The sequence below is a fragment of the Tateyamaria sp. 7Alg 36 genome (assembly GCF_059882455.1).
The window spans coordinates 1,811,507-1,828,636 of the sequence record NZ_CM187613.1; the positions used below are offsets into that span (position 1 = coordinate 1,811,507).

A 17,130-nucleotide genomic window follows, 5' to 3' on the forward strand; every position below is an offset into this window, starting at 1 on the left:
CTTAATCTGGGGGCCTTTAGTCGAAACTGATCAAAAATGTGGCACCTTCGCCGGTGTCTTCGAGGGTGATCTGCCCGCCACGTGCTTGGACAAGACTGCGCACGATGCTGAGCCCCATGCCCGTGCCGCCCGTATCCCTGCGGGTGGTAAAGAACGGATCAAAGACGCGGCTGCGGTTTCCCGCGCTGATCCCCGGCCCGTTATCGCTGATCCTCAGTGATCCCTGCGTGCAGGTCAGGCGCATCCGGCTGGCACCGTGTTCGGCTGCATTGCGGGCCAGTTGGGTCAGGATCGTAAGCAGATCGTCCGAGACCAATGCGATGGTGCCATCCGCGACCACCACGATCTCGATACCCGCGTCGATGCGTTCGGCGACCTCTGACAGCGTACATTGCCCTATGCCTGCGCTGGTGGCGGCGCGGGCATGGTGGCTCAGGTGGTCCAGCAGCGCCTGCATCCGTGAACTGGCGTCATGGATCGTCGCGCTCAACTCGCGCGCATCTTCGCCCTGCGCACCGGCCTGCAACAGTTCCGCCGCGCCCTGAATGGCCGTCAGCGGCGAGGTCAGTTCATGCGCCACATGATCGGCATAGGCTTTCATCCCCTCCGCACGGCTGTTCAGACTTTGGCCCATCGCCATGACGCTGGCCCCCAAGGCCCCCAGTTCGGGCGTGCCGAAATGGGCGGGCATCGGCACGTCCTGCCCCGTCTTCATCGCGCGGGCATAAGCGGTCAGCGCGTAGACCGGCCGCAGCACGAGGCGCCACAGCAGAAAGCCGAGAACGCAGGTCGCCACTACCGCCATTATGCCGACCAGCCACGCGGCCTCGCCCCACCCCAACACGTTGCCAAACAGACGCAGGTAGACGATGCCGAACAGTGGCAGCGCCAGCACGGCAGCCAATGTGCCACCGATGACTAAGCCCAGCGGCGGGCGCCATTTTTGCGCGATGCGCTTTACCGGCCCGCGCATGGGCCCATCCGGATCCCGATGCCGTGCACCGTTTCAATCGCGTCAGCGCAGCCTGCCTGTGCCAGTTTGGCACGCAGGTTGCGCAGGTGGCTGTCCACTGTCCGGTCACTCACCCCCGCATGCGCCCCATAGAGCGCATCCGTGAGTGCGGGCCGTGCCGAAATGCGGTCCGGGTAGGACATAAGGTGGGCCAAAATCTCCATCTCGCGGGCGGTGAGGGTCAGCGCAGTGCCGTTCACGCGGCACAGGTGGGCGTCAACATCGACGCTGAGGATGCCGCGCACCAGTGCGGTTGAACCATCCGCCACGCCTGCCGGCGCAGTGCGTGCGCGTTTCAGGATCGCCCCGATGCGCGCCACCAGCTCGCGTGGCGAGAACGGTTTTGTCACATAGTCGTCGCCGCCCAATTCGAATCCCAGCACTCTGTCGATCTCGTCCTGTCGCGCAGTCAGGAACAGCACCGGCGTCTGCACATGTATCCGTAAGGTGCGGCACACGGCCAGCCCGTCCATTTCCGGCAGTCCGATATCCAGCACGATCAGGTCGAACCTCCCCGACCGCCCCTTAGCCAACCCTTCGGCCCCATCGCCAGCCTCGGTCACCGCATGGCCCGCCCCTTGCAGGGCGATGCGCAGGACGGAGCGGATATGCGGGTCGTCATCGACAATCAGCACGCTTGTCTGGGTCATGGTGTCGTTGCCTTTGGTGTCATGGCCGCAAGGCTACGGCGCAGACGCCAGTTCCGAAAGCCCCATTCGCGCCAGTCCGTTGGCTGGAACAGTTCGGGCGGGCCATAGAACAGGTGGCCGCAATAGATGTACGGTGCGACATCCAGATGGCGGTGCATTGCGGGCAGCGCGCCTTCGCCCAGTTCGCAGATGGTGCGCGCGTGCGGCACCACGGGTTGCGTCAGGTTGTGGCGGGCGACAATCCCGTCAAAATTGACAAAGGCGCAGACATATAGCGTCACCGCCCCAAGCGCCCCGCAGCGCAACATCATCCATGCCGCAGGACGGTCGCGCCAGATTTGCCATGCGACGATGACCAGACCGCTGGCCACCAACCCCATCCACACATAAGCGGCAAGGCGCAGGCGCGTCAGGCCATAGACATCGACATACGCCTCAAGCCGCCACAGCGAAGCGACCACCAGTGCGAGTGTCTGCGCCAGCCAGATCATCATCAGCCAGCGCATCACAGGCCGCCCCGCCAGATGCGGACGTGCCAGCACCGCAAACAGCCCCGCCAGCAGCGCCGTAATGAGCAGCGGATAGGCCCCGCGATGGGCATAGGCGGCGGGGCTGATCCCCTCGGGCAGGCCTGCATTGCCATAGAGGAACAGGATATCCATCACCGTCTGCACCGCGAAAAGGGCGTTGAACAGAACCAGCGACCGCGCGACCGAGCTTGCGTTGACCACACCGGCCTGCCGCACCGTCTGGCGCGCAACGGGACGGGCGCGCAAACGTTCGGCCATGCGGCGGGCAACCAGCGCGGGCCAGATCAGCAGGGCCAGCACGCACCAGAACCACAGACGCCACATGTTCGGCAATTCCGGCTGCCATGTTGCCAATCCCTCCAGCGCCCTGTTCAGCACGGGGTTCGCACTGCCCAGCAACAGCACAAAGACCAGCGTCGCCCCAAGCGGCAAGGCCCAGCCCACAAACAGCGCGCGTGTATCCAGCTTGCCGGATTTCAGATCGCCAATCCGACCCAAACCACGCGCCGCATCCCCGACCGTTTGCGCAGGCGCGACCCAGAACATCCGGCCCGCCCCGCGCAACAAATCACCGTGCCGCAACCCCGCCAGCGCGGCACAGCTCACCGCCAAACCGCCAAGCGCGATCAGGATCGACAGAGGCTGAACAGACTCTACCAAGGGCAAAACGCACAGAACGCCACCCGAGGCGATGCCGATGCGGTTCCGCGGGGACAGGCGCGGCCACGCCACGGCCAACCCCGCTAACACGACCAGAAAGAAGAACACCGCGAGGCTGAGCGTTGGTGCCGCCTGCCAGACCAGCACATCCCCCGCTGCGATCAGCGCAACCAGTAGCCCCGCCTTTACCCCGTCCCGACGGCGGCGGTTCTGGTCTCGGCGCGCGGCGCCTGCGGGCGGCTGGTCCAACCACCATCCGTCCTGTTGCATCGACAGCGGCACGCCGCTTAGTACCTGTTGTGTCATCGTTTCTGTCCCTTCGGTTCTTTGCCTATGGGGCAGCATCGCAGCGGTTTGTGCAGACGCGGCGGGCCTGTTTGTGCAGGAAATGTGCAGAACAGAGCGCAGCGGCACGGCTTGCCAAATTGGCCCACCCGTGCCACGTCGGGTACAAGCTTTTGTCCGAAAGGATCCCGTGATGTCCGAGACGCAAACACACATTCCGCACCGTAGCGCGACGCAACTGCCGCAAGTGACCGAACCGCGCAATCCCGGTATAGCCCTTGATATGGGCTGGGTGCGGCGGGTGCAGGCCAACACCTCGGCCATCGAACGGCGCTGCGCGACCCTGCCTGCACGCCGGTCGATCAAGAAGGACCATCAGGCGGCTTGGCTGCTCAAGGCGATCAGCATGATCGACCTGACAACCCTGTCGGGCGACGATACTGCACGCCGCGTGGCACGCCTGTGCGCCAAGGCCCGCCAACCCGTCCGCGCCGAGATCTTGGAGGCCTTGGACATGCAGGGGCTGACCACCGGTGCGGTCTGTGTCTATCACGAAATGATCCCGCCTGCCGTGGCCGCGCTGCAGGGCACCGGCATTCCGGTTGCCGCCGTATCCACCGGATTTCCGGCGGGCCTGTCGCCTTTCCATCTGCGCCTTCAGGAAATCACCGAAAGCGTCGCCGCAGGGGCCGAGGAAATCGACATCGTGATCTCGCGCCGCCACGTGCTGGAAGGCAACTGGCGCGCCCTTTATGACGAGATGGCCCAGATGCGGCTGGCCTGCGGGCAGGCCCATATCAAGGCGATCCTCGCCACCGGCGAACTGGGCACGCTGCGCAACGTCGCCCGCGCCTCGCTGGTTTGCATGATGGCGGGGGCGGATTTCATTAAGACATCCACCGGCAAGGAAAGCGTGAACGCAACGCTGCCGGTCAGCCTAGTGATGATCCGCGCCATTCGCGACTACTACGACGCGACCGGCTATCGCGTGGGCTACAAACCCGCTGGCGGCATTTCCAAGGCCAAGGACGCTCTGGTCTATCTGTCGCTGATTAAGGAAGAACTCGGCGACCGCTGGTTGCAACCCGACCTGTTCCGCTTTGGCGCGTCGTCCCTGCTGGGCGATATCGAACGCCAACTCGAACACCATCTGACCGGCGCCTATTCCGCCGGATACCGCCACGCCATCGGGTAAACCGACCCATGGACCACCTGCCGATCCGCCAAAAGCACTGGTTAAAAAGAGAGCCACGCAAATGACCGTCAAAGACATCTTTCAGACCATGGATTATGGCACTGCCCCCGAAGGCGCAGGGGACGCGCTGGCGTGGATCGTTGATCAGGGGGCAAAGTTCGGGCACTTCATCGACGGGGCATTCACGGCCCCCACAGACGATTTCACCTCACGCAATCCGGCCACGGGTGAAACCCTCGCTACGCTCAGCCAAGCGACGCAAGGCGACATCGACGCCGCGGTAAAAGCCGCCCGCGCCGCGCAACCCAAATGGGCCAAGTCCGGCGGCCATGCGCGGGCCCGCGTGCTTTATGCCATTGCCCGCCTGCTGCAAAAGCACAGCCGCCTCTTTGCCGTGCTGGAAACGCTGGATAACGGCAAGCCGATCCGCGAATCCCGCGACATCGACATCCCGCTTGCACAGCGTCACTTCTACTATCACGCGGGCATGGCCCAACTGATGGAGGCCGAACTGCCCGACCGCACAGCGCTTGGCGTGTGCGGCCAGATCGTGCCGTGGAACTTCCCGCTTCTGATGCTCGCGTGGAAGATCGCGCCCGCCCTCGCCATGGGCAATACCGTGGTGTTGAAACCCGCCGAATACACGTCGCTGACGGCGCTGCTTTTTGCCGACATCTGCCGTCAGGCGGGCGTACCCAAAGGCGTGGTGAACATCGTTACCGGCGACGGCGCCGTGGGCGAAATGATAGTGAACGCAGACGTGGACAAGATCGCCTTCACCGGGTCGACCGCCGTGGGGCGGCGTATCCGTCAGGCGACCGCCGGCACGGGCAAATCCCTGACCTTGGAACTGGGCGGCAAATCCCCCTACATCGTGTTCGACGATGCCGATCTCGATAGCGCTGTCGAAGGGCTCGTCGACGCGATCTGGTTCAATCAGGGACAGGTCTGCTGCGCAGGTTCGCGTCTGCTGGTGCAGGAATCCGTGGCCGAAACGTTCTATGCCAAACTGCGTGCGCGCATGGACAAACTGCGCATTGGTGACCCGCTCGACAAATCCGTCGATGTCGGGGCCATCGTGGACCCGATCCAGCTCGACACGATCACGAAACTGGTGGCGGGCAACAGCGCTGGCGAAACCTACCAGCCGCAATTGACCCTCCCCGCGACGGGCAGTTTCTATCCCCCGACCCTGATCACGGGCCTCAATACCGCCGACACCCTGATGCAAGAGGAAATCTTCGGCCCCGTCCTTGTCTCGACCACTTTCCGCACCCCTGCCGAAGCGGTCGAACTGGCCAATAACACCCGCTACGGCCTCGCCGCCACTGTCTGGAGCGAGAACGTCAACCTCGCCCTCGACATCGCGCCGAAACTCTCCGCAGGCGTTGTCTGGGTGAACGCCACCAACCTCTTTGACGCGGCCGCAGGCTTTGGCGGCGTCCGTGAAAGCGGCTTTGGCCGCGAAGGCGGGTGGGAAGGGCTCATGGCCTATACCAAGCCCAAAACCACTTCGAAGACTCTTAAACCCATCGCGCCCTTCTCCGGCAAATCCGAGGGAGTCGCACCGCTGGACCGTACCGCCAAACTCTATATCGGCGGCAAACAGGCGCGCCCCGATGGCGGCTATTCCGGCAATGTCTTCGGCAAGAACGGCGCCATGCTGGGCCAGATCAGCCTCGCAGGACGCAAGGACGTGCGCAACGCGGTCGAAGCCGCCCAAGCGGCCAAAGGCTGGGCCAAGACGACTGGCCACCTGCGCGCACAGATCCTTTATTACATCGCCGAAAACCTGTCCGCCCGCGCCGATGAGTTCGCCACTCGGCTGAACGACCTGCAAGGCGGCAACAACGGCAAGAAAGAGGTTGAAGCAGCGATCGACCGGCTGTTCACCTATGCCGCATGGGCCGACAAATACGACGGCGCGGCCAAGGGCGTGCCCCTGCGCGGCCTCGCACTGGCGATCAACGAACCCACAGGGATCATCGGCGCGCTTTGCCCTGATGAGGCACCGCTGCTGGGGCTCGTTTCCCTTATGGCCCCCGCCATCGCCATGGGCAGCCGCATCATCCTTGCGGCCTCCGAACCCTTCCCGTTGGCCGCCACCGACTTCTACCAGATCCTTGACACATCTGACGTGCCTGCGGGCGTGGTGAACATCCTCACCGGCCCCCACAGTGATGTCGCACCGCATCTGGCAAAACACATGAATGTCGACGCCGTCTGGTCCTTCTCGGGCTCCGACCTGTCCAAACAGATCGAAGAAGACGCCGCAGGCAATATTAAACGCACATGGGTAAACAACGCGACTGCCCGCGACTGGTTCGGTCCACAGGGTCAGGGGCGCGAATTCCTCGCCGCCGCGACCGAGGTCAAAACCGTCTGGGTGCCCTACGGCGAATAACGCCTCTTTTGGCTAAAAATACTGCGGGGGTTTGGGGGCAGCGCCCCCATTCACCCTTAAATCGCGTGTGCGCAGCACTCATTCGCCGACGCTGGTCTCCAACCCGACCGGCTGGCCAACCACGACGAAATGCAGCCCCTCGGGGTCCAGCAACTCACGGGCAACGCGAGCCACATCGTCGCGCGTCACTGCTTCCACTTTGTCGTTACGGGTAGCGATGTAGTCGATGGGCAGGCCCAGCATCTGCATGCCCACCATGATGCGCGCAATCGGCCCGTTACCGTCAAAGCGCAGCGGATAGGCACCGGTGATATAGGTCTTGGCCGCGTCCAGTTCTTCCTGCGTCACGCCCTCGCTCGCAGCGCGCGCCCATTCCTCGCGGATAACGGATACTGCCTCGGCAATTCGGTCATTGCCCGAGGCGACCTGCCCTTGCACCGTCTCAGCATAGTCCTGCGGTACGAGATAGGAATAGACCCCGTATGTCAGGCCGCGTTTCTCGCGCACTTCGGTCATCAGGCGGCTTTCAAAACCGCCCGCGCCCAGCACTTGGTTCAGCACGTTTGCGGCAAAAAAATCGGGATCGTCCTGTGCAATGCCACGCTGGCCGAACAGGGCGACGGATTGCGGCGTATCAAAGGGCACAACCGTTGTGCCGCCTTCAATCAGCACCTCGGCACGGGCGGGCATTGGCGCGCCCTCTGCTGGCAATGCCCCCAGCAATGTGTCCAGCATCGGACCCAACTCTTCGGGCGTGATGTCCCCGACAGCGCCTACATAAAGGCGGTCTTTAGCAAAAACGGCCTTGTGCGCTTCCAGCATATCCGCACGGCTCAGCGCGGTGACGGACTCGATCGTCCCCTCGTAGGGCGTGCCATAAGGATGGTCGCCAAAGGCCATCGCGTCAAAGGTCTTGCGCGCAATTTCGTCGGGATCCTGCGCGTCCGAACGTAGGCCTGTCAGTACCTGCTCGCGCACGCGCTCCAGCGCCACTTCGGAGAAGGTCGGCTCGATGATCGACTTGCGCAGCAATTCTACTGCTTCGGCGCGGTTTTCGGTCAGGAACCGCGCCGAGACCGACAGGCTGTCATCACTCACGTCATAGCCGAAGGACGCCGCAAGACTTTCTTGTGCGCGGGCAAAGGCACGGGCATCCAGATCACCCGCCCCTTCCTCAAGTAGCCCAGTCATCAGGTTGATCGCCCCGCGCTTGCCGTCCGCATCCAGCGACGCGCCACCGCGAAAGCGCAGTTCCAGCGCCATGAACGGGATCGACGGTTCGCGCACCAGCCACGCGGTGATGCCACCGGGGCTGACCACCTCTTCGATCTGCACTTCGGCGCGGGCAGGCAAGGCGGCGGCAAAGGCCAAAACGCAGGCCATCATAAAGCGGATCATTGGCTGATCTCCTGTTCTTGAACGGGTTTGGTCAGCCAGCCCGTCACCGATGCATCACGGTTCAACACGTCGCGGGCGGCTTGCATGATATCCTCGGCGGTCACCGCCTGAAGGATATCCGGCCATGCCTGCACATCCTCAACGCTCAGCCCCACGGACAGCGCAGCGCCATAGCGGCGCGCAATACCGTCGACATCGTCGCGTTCGTAGATCTGGCTGGCGCGCATCTGGTATTTGATCCGCTCAAGCTGTTCGGCGTCCACCCCGTCGATCAGGAACTGTGCCAGTACGGCGTCCATCGCGTCTTCGGCCTCTTGCAGGCTCAGCCCCGGCACCGGCACCACCACCACGTCAAAGGTCGTGTCGTCAAGGCTGGTGCCGCGGTAGAACGCGCCGGAAAATACGGCCTTCTGTTCCTCGAATTGCAGCTTTTCTGTCATGTAGCTGGTCTGCCCGCCGCCCAGCACTTCGGCCAACAGGGTCAGCGCAGCGGCGGCCTTCTGGTCACCCGGATCACGTTCAGGGGCAAGGTAGGACCGGCTCACATATTCTTGCGCCACACGCGGGTCGCGGAACACCACGCGCCGCTCGGCAGTTTGCGGCGGCTCTTCGGAGCGGAGGCGTTCGGGCAGATCGGGATTGGCGGGGATCACGCCATAGTAAGTGTCCGCAAGGCGCTTGACCTCGTCGGGGTCCACATCGCCGGACACAACAAGGATCGCGTTATTGGGATAGTAGTAGGTGTTGTAAAAGCCCAAGGCGTCGGCTTTGTCCAAACTCTCCATCTCGTGCATCCAGCCGATGATCGGCACGCCATAGCGGTGGTTGAGGTATTGCGCCGCGCTCACCTGTTCAGAGAACAGCGCGCGGGGGTTGTTTTCGGTGCGCTGGTTGCGTTCCTCAATGATCACATTGCGCTCGGTCGCGACGTTTTCATCCGTAAACCGGATGTTGCGCATCCGGTCCGCTTCCATCTTCATCATAAGCTCCAGACGGTCGGCAGCGACGCGTTGGAAATAGGCGGTGTAGTCATAGCTGGTGAACGCGTTGTCACGCCCACCATTGGCCGCAACGGTGGCAGACAACTCGCCATCCTCAAGCGTATCCGTCGCCTTGAACAGCAGGTGTTCCAAGAAGTGCGCAACACCAGATGATCCGACAGGTTCATCCGCCGATCCGGCGCGGTACCACACCATGTGTTGCACCACAGGGGCGCGATGATCCTCGACCACGACCACCTGCATGCCGTTATCCAGTTCGAAAGTCGAAACCGCCGCTTCGTCAGCATTTGCGATGGCGGGGGCAGCGGCAAGGGCGAAGGCAGCGATCGTAGCGCGCAAACGGGTCATGGCACATCCTGTCTGAAAACGTTTCGTGGTGAACAGATACGATGTTCGCACCTGTCTTCAAGCCATCATGGCGCGTTTGTGAGCGGCAGGTACACCCGCGCGCACCCATGTGCACAAGTGATCCGCCCGTATCGGGATATGCCGACACAAAACACCGGCAGACCTAGGCGCTACGCAACAGAAGACTGTGAGCCGAACCGCTTAGCGGCGGCGACCTGACGGTGGGGCCGTCGGCGTCGGAATGCCCGCGCGGCGGTATTGCTCGGCCACCTGCGCCGGCTTCAGCGCCTCGCGGCGATAGGCCTTGGAATAGGTGTCTTCCTGAATGATGCGGATCTGGGTCAGGCGGGCCTGACGCTTACGGAACTGTGCATCTGCAGCCGCCAGTGTGGCGCGGATGTTGGCATCGCGGCCATAGCGGCTTGTATGGTTGACCAAGGCCGCATCGCTGCCTGGCACGGCGGCTGTGGGCGATCCGCGCCGTCCACCAAGGCGTGCCACACTTTCCTCAAGCGGGCGCTGGTCGGTACGGTTCGACCCGCCCGGCGTCGGTTCGGGCAGGGCCGCGAACGATTCGGGTTGCTCAAGCGGTTTGGCAGGAACGATCAGGAATTCATCGGGCCCTTCGCCACGCGATTGCATTTGGCGCAGGCCTTTGTTCTCGCACGCGGCAAGGGCAGTCACTGCAATCAGGGCACAGGCGATCAAACGCATGAATGAACTCTCCTCAACTTGATCCGCATTATCGCAGCTTGGCGGTGCTTGTCACCCACCCTTTTTCGACGATGTTTTCCGGCCCGCCCGCTTGGGCGCGACCGCTTTTGTACGCGCTGTCCCGTCTTGCGCGAAAAAGACAAGGCCGATGGCCCCGGCAAAGATGAAAATATCGGCGACATTGAACACGAACGGGTTGTTGATCCCGCAGCAGGACATGTTCAGGAAATCCAGAACATAGCCGTACAGCAGCCGGTCCAGCACATTGGCCAGCGCCCCACCGATCAACAGGCCCGCGCTGATCCGTGCAAGGGGTGGCTGGGCGTTGCGGGTCATCCACCACAACACGCCCAGACAGATCACCACCGCAATTCCGATCAGCACCCAGACACTGGTGCCGTCGCCCAGCAGGCCGAAGTTGATGCCGCGATTTTCGCCGTAGCGGAAATTCAACAGGGGCGGCAGGACATCGACGGGCTTGAACTGCGACACGCCGAGCACATGGATGACCAGATATTTCGATAACTGGTCCAATCCAAAGGCAAGGAGAGCGCTGATTCCGATAAGTTTCATGGCGACCTTAATGCCGGAAGTGGCGCATGCCGGTAAAGACCATGGCTAGTCCGGCCTCGTCCGCAGCGGCAATAACCTCTTCATCGCGCATCGACCCGCCGGGTTGGATCAGGGCCGTCGCGCCCGCCTCGGCAGCGGTCAGCAGACCGTCGGCAAAGGGGAAGAACGCGTCGGATGCCACAACCGACCCTTGGGTCAGCGGTTCAGGCAGGCCCATCACTTCGGCCATGTCCTGAGCCTTGCGCGCAGCGATGCGCGTGCTGTCCACGCGGCTCATCTGGCCAGCGCCCACGCCAACGGTCGCGCCGTCCTTAACGTAGATGATGGCATTGGACTTCACGTGTTTCGCAACGGTCCATGCAAACAGCATATCGGCCATTTCCTGTTCGGTCGGCTGGCGCTTCGTCACGACTTTCAGATCATCCATGCTGATCCGGCCAACGTCCTTGTCCTGCACCAGAAACCCGCCCGAGACTTGCTTGAACGCCGTCGATGCGGCCGTTGGATCGGCAAGGCCGTCGGTTGTCAGAAGGCGCAGGTTCTTCTTTTGGCTAAAAATACTGATGGCGTCGGCGTCTGCACCGGGCGCGATCACGACTTCTGTAAAGATCCCGCTGATCGCTTGCGCTGTTTCGCCGTCCAGCACTTGGTTCAGGGCGATGATGCCGCCAAAGGCGCTGGTGCGGTCGCAATCAAAGGCGCGGTCATAGGCCTCTTTCAGTGTGGCCCCCGTGGCAACGCCGCAGGGGTTGGCGTGTTTGATGATCGCACAGGCCGGACCTTTGCCTGCAAATTCGCTGACCAGTTCAAACGCCGCATCGGTGTCGTTGATGTTGTTATAGCTCAGTTCCTTGCCCTGATGCTGGGTCGCGGTCGCCACGCCCGGACGGTTGGTGCCATCGGTATAGAAGGCCGCCGCCTGATGCGGGTTCTCGCCATAGCGCAGCGTCTGGGCCAGCCCGCCTGCAAAGCTGCGGCGGCGCGGCGTTTCGGGCACTTCGCCCGCCATCCAAGTGCTGACAGCCGTGTCATAGGCCGCCGTGCGGGCATAGGCCGTTTGGGCCAGTCGCTGGCGCAGGGCATAGCTGGTCTTGCCACCGTTTTCGGACAGTTCGGCCAGCACGGGTTCGTAATCCTGCACGTCGACCACAACGGTCACAAAGCCGTGGTTCTTGGCCGCAGAACGGATCATCGCAGGGCCACCGATGTCGATATTCTCGATCACCTCGCCATAGGGCGCGCCCTTGGCCACGGTTTCTTCGAACGGGTACAGGTTCACGACCACCAGATCGATGGCGCCAATGCTGTGTTCCTGCATCGAGGCGACGTGATCGTCATTGTCGCGCAGCGCCAGAAGGCCACCATGCACCACGGGGTGCAGCGTCTTGACGCGCCCGTCCATCATCTCGGGGAAACCGGTCACATCCGCCACATCGCGCACTGTCAGGCCCGCCTCGCGCAGGGTGCGCGCGGTGCCTCCGGTGCTGAGGAGTTCGACGCCCTGCCCTGCAAGGGCCGTGGCAAAGGCCACTAGGCCCGTCTTGTCGGAAACAGAAATCAGCGCGCGGCGCACGGGGGTCAGATCGGTCATGTTGGCAGCAGTCCTTTTAGTCGTAGGTCTCGGCAGGTTCATCGCGGTTGAGGTCGCGGATGCCCATCGCAGTTTCCTGCGCCTTGGACAAGGACCAGCGCACGCGTAAGGCGTATCCCATGGTGCGTCCGGACAACACAATTTGCTGGCTGGCGCGCGGTTTCAGGCGGCCTTTTTCAAGGTAAACACTTGGTTCCAGACGCAATTCCTGCGTTCCATCATGGCGGAACACCCAGATTTCGCCGCTTTTCAGCGCCATTGATACGGCAGAGCCGCCCATATCAAGTTCCGCGTCCACCTCGGGATGCAGATGGAATCGGATGTCGAAAGGGATGCCGCCAAGCTGTTTGGCATCCATGATCCGGTCGAACAGGCGCTTTTCGTGATCCTCAAGCGCCAGCAGCATATCCTCGCCCGCCATGCCGCGCCCGTCAAAGGTCAGCTCGATCTGGCGTGCATGGGTCAGACCGTGGGTGCGCACATAGCCGTTGTGCCCGCCCTGAAACCGCATGCCATCAGGGGCCTGACTAACCTCGACAGGGACATGATCGGGGGCGTCGATCAGCACCTCGCTGGCCACAGCGCGATCCGCATCCCCCAGCCGTGCGCTGGAATAGCCGTCCAGCGTCAGTGCGGAATGGGACGGTGTCGCACGGCCTGCGCGCCGCCAGTCCGTTCCGAAACTCTGCCCCGAGCCGCAATTCACCACCAAAGGCCTACGCCCCGATGTGACCTCGAAGGCAAGTGTGGAGGCATGGGCGTTATGGCTGGCCGCAGGTGCGGGTGGCACGGCGGCATCAATCACAACGCTGGTGCGTCCCGCGCTCAGCCGTGCATAGCCCATCGACAGACCATCTGACTGGCGCGTGCGCACGCCAGAGGCGGCCAGCGCGGTATCAAGCCAGCCTTCCTGCCCGCGCCCACCACCGTGAAACCGCGCCAGCCCGCCATCAGAATGGCGCAAGGTGCGCAGCGTCGGCGCGATCCGTTCAATGGCGGCGGTATGGGCGTCCGGCACCTCGCGGTCCGCCTCGCTCAGCGCGCCAGCGGCCCAAGTCAGCAGGGTAAACACCTCAAGCAATTCTTCGGGGTTACGGGTGGGCAGCCCGCCTTGGTCGTCGATCTTGTCACTGCACTCACGTGACAGCGCGGCAATGGCGGGCGGGGCAAGGTGTTCCATCCCCTCCAGCGACAGGCCCGCATAGATCAGGCCGGTCAGCGCCTCGAACCGCGGCAATCCGGGTGCGGCGGCGTGCCAGCGTTTGGACAGGAACATGGTTTGCTGCGCCAGCGAGAGATAGAACGCATCGGCCTTGTCACCCTCGAGCCCGCGTAACAGGAACAAGGCGTGATTGATCCAGCGGATCAGGCGACGCCCCGTCAGATCCGGCGTCCACCCCGGCCCGCGCCCTTTGCCAAATCGGTCAATCCAGCCCCACAGCCACCGCTGCCCCAATTCGCGGGTCGAGGAATCGCCAACCGCCGCCAGATCGTCGAGCCATGCAAAGCCGTGGATTGCGTCGATATAGGCGCAGTCAGGCGCGTCCAGATCCCAGAGGTCGGTGCCCGGTGCCTCGATCAGAGCGCCAGCGAAAAGGTAATTGCCCGCCACCAACTGCCTGCCGCGTGCAAAACTGCCGATGGTGCGGGGTTCGGGGGCAGAGACAAAGGCCGTCGCGGCCCGCACACGGGTCATGCGTGCAGCATGCCAACGGTTCAGAAACCGGTCCTTGCGTGCGGTAAACCCTGTTGGGCTGATCATGGTCCTGCCTCGATGCGTCTTATTGCGCGTTTATGGCACACCGAAAAACGGATGGTGGGCCATTGGCCGCAGCATAGCTTGCGGCGACGCTCAAGTCACGACATCTCGAAACAGCTCAGGCCGTTTTGCGCAGGCAGGCCATGTAAAACCCGTCCATGTGGCCATGTTCGGCCCACATATCGGGACGCAGGCGCAGACCGCCTTCTTCGGTGATCCAGTCGGCCTCGACCCCCGCAATGTTCAGCGCGTCACGGTCGACGGTCAGGCCGGAATGGCGTTCCAGCGCCTCTTCGATCTGCACTTCGCCCTCGTCCGGCAGCAGGGAACAGGTGCAAAAGACCAGACGCCCTGTCGGTTTCAGCAAGGTCAACGCGTGGTCGATCATACGTTCCTGCAAGGCAATCAGCGCGCCAAATTCCGACCCGTCCTTGGCAAAGGGCAGGTCAGGGTGGCGGCGGATCGTGCCGGTGGCAGAACAAGGCGCATCCAGCAGGATCGCGTCGAACTGCCCCGTGACATCAAACACATCCGCCACTTGCGTTTCCGCCGTCAGCCCCGTGCGGATCAGGTTCTGGGCCACACGCTCCATCCGACCGGCCGAAATATCAACGGCCGTTACTTGCGCGCGGGTTGCGGCCAGTTGCATCGTCTTGCCACCGGGGGCGGCGCACAGGTCCAGAACGGACTCGCCCGCTTGGGCATTCAACACGCGGGCGGGCATGGCAGCGGCGGCGTCCTGCACCCACCAGTCGCCCGCCGTAAATCCGGGCATGGCCGATACCTGCCCCGCCTCGGCCAGACGCACCGACCCTGTGGGCAGCACAGTACCACCTGTAGCAGCGGCAACCGCCTGTGCATCGGTTTTCGGCGTCAGGTCCAGCGGTGTGGGCATGAAAAAAGCGGTTTCCATCCCGCCGACAGCTTCGGCACCCCATGCCTGTACCAGCGGTTTGCGTAGCCACGATGGCAGGCGCGGGGTCCGCAGGGTCGGCCATTGTTCGACCCCTTTGTCGGCCACTTTGCGCAGCACGGCGTTCACCAAGCCTTTCAGGTGGCCATAGCGTTTGTGCTTGGAAATGATGCTGACCATCGCGTTCACGACACCATGCGCAGCCTCGCCCTGACACAGTTCATAGGTGCCGACGCGCAGGGCGTTGCGCACTGTGGTGGCGGGATATTTCTGCAAGTGGCGCTGCAACAGACGATCAATACGCTCCATGCTGCGCAGCGTTTCGGTGGCCAGTCGCTGTGCGCGCGCACGGTCTGCGGGGTCCAGCCGATCCAGCGCACCAGCGCCGATGACTTCGGACATCAGCTTGCCCTCGCCCATGATCTGGTCCAGCAGGTAAATGGCGCTGCGCCGCGCTGACAGTCCGATATCGCTCATGATCTTCCCTTTCAGGTGCAGCCCGCGCCTTGTCGGGATCAGGATCGGGCGTATATCAAGACCAAAGACCAAGAGGAAGCCCATGAGCGACAACGTCACACCGGACGACACACCCGACACCCCGCCGCAGGATCTGCCCGAAGCGGCCAAGCGCGCATTGGCCGAAGCGGAAGAGCGTCGGCGCGCGGAGGAAAAGCTGGATTTGCCCCCTGAACTTGGTGGGCGCGACGGGCCGGAGCCTGTGCGTTATGGCGATTGGGAGCGTAAAGGGATCGCTGTCGATTTCTGAGATAGGCGGAGGAACGGCACGGACGTCAGGCCGCGCCGCATGTCAAAACCCGCTTATTTCAGGCTGAACATGGCGCTATCACCCGCGCCGCGGTCCGAGGTGAATTTGATCCGTCCATCCGCGCTGGCCTGCACTTCCTGGCAATTATAGCCCAACGCATCGCCGCCCCAGAACAGATCGCGGCAGAAATAGCCGTCTTTCCACGACCACGTGCCCTCGATATCCCAGACCGAGCCGCGCCCCGCGATGTTGCCATCCTGCGAGACGGTGATTTTCACCAGCGGTCGGGTCAGCGTCTTGCCCGAGACCAATTGCACGAACTGGCTTTGGTCCGTGACCTTAACCAGTTCCGCCATGGCAGGTGCCGCCGAGAATACCATAAGAAACACTGCAACAAAAATGCGCATAACCCGCAAACTCCCGTCTGATAACAAACACTGTTGTTATAGATACGGGGGCAGTCGGGGATTGGTTCACTTCCGACCATAAGTTTTGCGGCTTTGGCTACTGACTAGGGTTTAAGGCCCAGCACATCCAGCATGTCATATTGGCCCGGCGCACGGTCCATCGCCCACAGCGCGGCCTTGAGCGCGCCTTTGGCAAACAGGGCGCGGTCGGTGGCCATATGGCGCAGCACGATCCGTTCGCCCGGACCGGCGAACAGCACGTCATGTTCGCCGACGATATCGCCGCCACGAATGGCGCTAAAGCCGATATCGCCCTTTTTACGCGCGCCGGTGATGCCGTCGCGGCCCGCATCGCGCACCTGCGCCAGATCGACGCCACGACCTTCGGCAGCAGCCTCGCCCAGCATCAAGGCGGTGCCGGATGGCGCATCGACCTTGTGATGGTGGTGCGCCTCGATCACTTCGATATCGAAATCCTCGTCCAGCGCGGCGGCAACCTGTTTGGTCAACTGCACCAGCAGGTTGACGCCAAGGCTCATATTGCCTGCGCGCACGATCGGGCTGTGGCGCGACGCGGGTTCAAGCTGTGCGATCTGGTCATCGGTCATGCCGGTGGTGCCGATGATATGCGCCGCGCGGGCCTGTGCGGCGGTATGGGACAGGGCGATGGTCGCCTCGGGCGCGGTAAAATCGATGACGGCGCGGGCCTTTGACATCGGTTCAAGCGGGTTATCCCAGACCAGCGCGCCCACGGCCTGACCGCCCATCGCCTCGCCTACATCGCGGCCCACCCAATCGTGACCCGGACGCTCCAGCGCGCCGACAAGGCGCATCGCATCGCTGTCCAGCACCGAACGGATCAGCATCTGGCCCATACGTCCCGACGCCCCTGCAATGACGATACCCGGCAATTCTGACATGATC

At 63.0% G+C, this 17,130-nt stretch carries 15 protein-coding genes; 3 read left to right on the top strand and 12 right to left on the bottom strand.

Annotated elements, in window-relative coordinates:
- Positions 1 to 16 precede the first annotated feature (16 nt).
- Genes AC6GQJ_RS08945 through AC6GQJ_RS08955 form a run of 3 tightly spaced genes read right to left on the bottom strand, consistent with a single transcriptional unit; the run spans position 17 to position 3,158 of the window.
- Positions 17 to 973, bottom strand: a complete 957-nt coding sequence (locus AC6GQJ_RS08945; RefSeq protein WP_500767533.1) for a sensor histidine kinase — start codon at positions 971 to 973, stop codon at positions 17 to 19.
- Complete coding sequence (locus AC6GQJ_RS08950) at positions 958 to 1,662, bottom strand: response regulator transcription factor (protein WP_500767534.1); 705 nt, start codon at positions 1,660 to 1,662, stop codon at positions 958 to 960. The genes AC6GQJ_RS08945 and AC6GQJ_RS08950 overlap by 16 nt, the downstream gene beginning before the upstream one ends.
- Entirely contained in the window at positions 1,659 to 3,158 is a 1,500-nt protein-coding gene (locus tag AC6GQJ_RS08955; RefSeq protein ID WP_500767535.1) for a DUF4153 domain-containing protein, read from the bottom strand. The genes AC6GQJ_RS08950 and AC6GQJ_RS08955 overlap by 4 nt, the downstream gene beginning before the upstream one ends.
- A gap of 172 nt (positions 3,159 to 3,330) precedes the next feature.
- Between AC6GQJ_RS08955 and deoC the strand changes: the two genes are divergently transcribed.
- Both deoC and AC6GQJ_RS08965 read left to right on the top strand, forming a co-directional pair.
- Complete coding sequence (gene deoC, locus AC6GQJ_RS08960) at positions 3,331 to 4,332, top strand: deoxyribose-phosphate aldolase (RefSeq protein WP_500767536.1); 1,002 nt, start codon at positions 3,331 to 3,333, stop codon at positions 4,330 to 4,332.
- A gap of 61 nt (positions 4,333 to 4,393) precedes the next feature.
- Positions 4,394 to 6,736, top strand: a complete 2,343-nt coding sequence (locus AC6GQJ_RS08965; protein ID WP_500767537.1) for an aldehyde dehydrogenase family protein — start codon at positions 4,394 to 4,396, stop codon at positions 6,734 to 6,736.
- Between the two features lie 78 nt (positions 6,737 to 6,814).
- Here AC6GQJ_RS08965 and AC6GQJ_RS08970 read toward each other — a convergent pair whose 3' ends face one another.
- From AC6GQJ_RS08970 to AC6GQJ_RS09000, 7 genes are all read right to left on the bottom strand, one after another.
- Entirely contained in the window at positions 6,815 to 8,134 is a 1,320-nt protein-coding gene (locus AC6GQJ_RS08970) for a M16 family metallopeptidase (RefSeq protein ID WP_500767538.1), read from the bottom strand.
- Positions 8,131 to 9,483, bottom strand: a complete 1,353-nt coding sequence (locus tag AC6GQJ_RS08975; protein ID WP_500767539.1) for a M16 family metallopeptidase — start codon at positions 9,481 to 9,483, stop codon at positions 8,131 to 8,133. Before AC6GQJ_RS08975 ends, AC6GQJ_RS08970 begins: the two co-directional genes overlap by 4 nt.
- A 201-nt stretch (positions 9,484 to 9,684) precedes the next feature.
- Positions 9,685 to 10,197 carry a DUF3035 domain-containing protein gene (locus tag AC6GQJ_RS08980; RefSeq protein ID WP_500767540.1) on the bottom strand — a complete coding sequence of 171 codons (513 nt, stop codon included), beginning with the start codon at positions 10,195 to 10,197 and terminating at the stop codon, positions 9,685 to 9,687.
- Positions 10,198 to 10,248: 51 nt separating this feature from the next.
- Entirely contained in the window at positions 10,249 to 10,770 is a 522-nt protein-coding gene (gene lspA, locus AC6GQJ_RS08985; protein ID WP_500767541.1) for a signal peptidase II, read from the bottom strand.
- Positions 10,771 to 10,777: 7 nt separating this feature from the next.
- On the bottom strand, positions 10,778 to 12,361 hold the full coding sequence (gene purH / locus AC6GQJ_RS08990) for a bifunctional phosphoribosylaminoimidazolecarboxamide formyltransferase/IMP cyclohydrolase (RefSeq protein WP_500767542.1): 1,584 nt from the start codon (positions 12,359 to 12,361) through the stop codon (positions 10,778 to 10,780).
- A 16-nt stretch (positions 12,362 to 12,377) separates the two neighbouring features.
- A complete protein-coding gene (locus AC6GQJ_RS08995; protein ID WP_500767543.1) occupies positions 12,378 to 14,123 on the bottom strand; it encodes a heparinase II/III family protein in 1,746 nt (581 codons plus the stop codon).
- A gap of 115 nt (positions 14,124 to 14,238) precedes the next feature.
- Positions 14,239 to 15,510, bottom strand: coding sequence for an RsmB/NOP family class I SAM-dependent RNA methyltransferase (locus AC6GQJ_RS09000; RefSeq protein ID WP_500767544.1), 1,272 nt, complete (start codon positions 15,508 to 15,510; stop codon positions 14,239 to 14,241).
- A gap of 82 nt (positions 15,511 to 15,592) precedes the next feature.
- Between AC6GQJ_RS09000 and AC6GQJ_RS09005 the strand changes: the two genes are divergently transcribed.
- Complete coding sequence (locus tag AC6GQJ_RS09005; RefSeq protein ID WP_500767545.1) at positions 15,593 to 15,799, top strand: DUF1674 domain-containing protein; 207 nt, start codon at positions 15,593 to 15,595, stop codon at positions 15,797 to 15,799.
- Positions 15,800 to 15,852: 53 nt separating this feature from the next.
- Here AC6GQJ_RS09005 and AC6GQJ_RS09010 read toward each other — a convergent pair whose 3' ends face one another.
- Positions 15,853 to 16,206: a dihydrodipicolinate reductase gene (locus AC6GQJ_RS09010; RefSeq protein WP_500767546.1), complete on the bottom strand. Its 354-nt coding sequence runs from the start codon at positions 16,204 to 16,206 to the stop codon at positions 15,853 to 15,855.
- A gap of 104 nt (positions 16,207 to 16,310) precedes the next feature.
- Complete coding sequence (gene dapB / locus AC6GQJ_RS09015) at positions 16,311 to 17,126, bottom strand: 4-hydroxy-tetrahydrodipicolinate reductase (protein WP_500767547.1); 816 nt, start codon at positions 17,124 to 17,126, stop codon at positions 16,311 to 16,313.
- Positions 17,127 to 17,130: the final 4 nt, after the last annotated feature.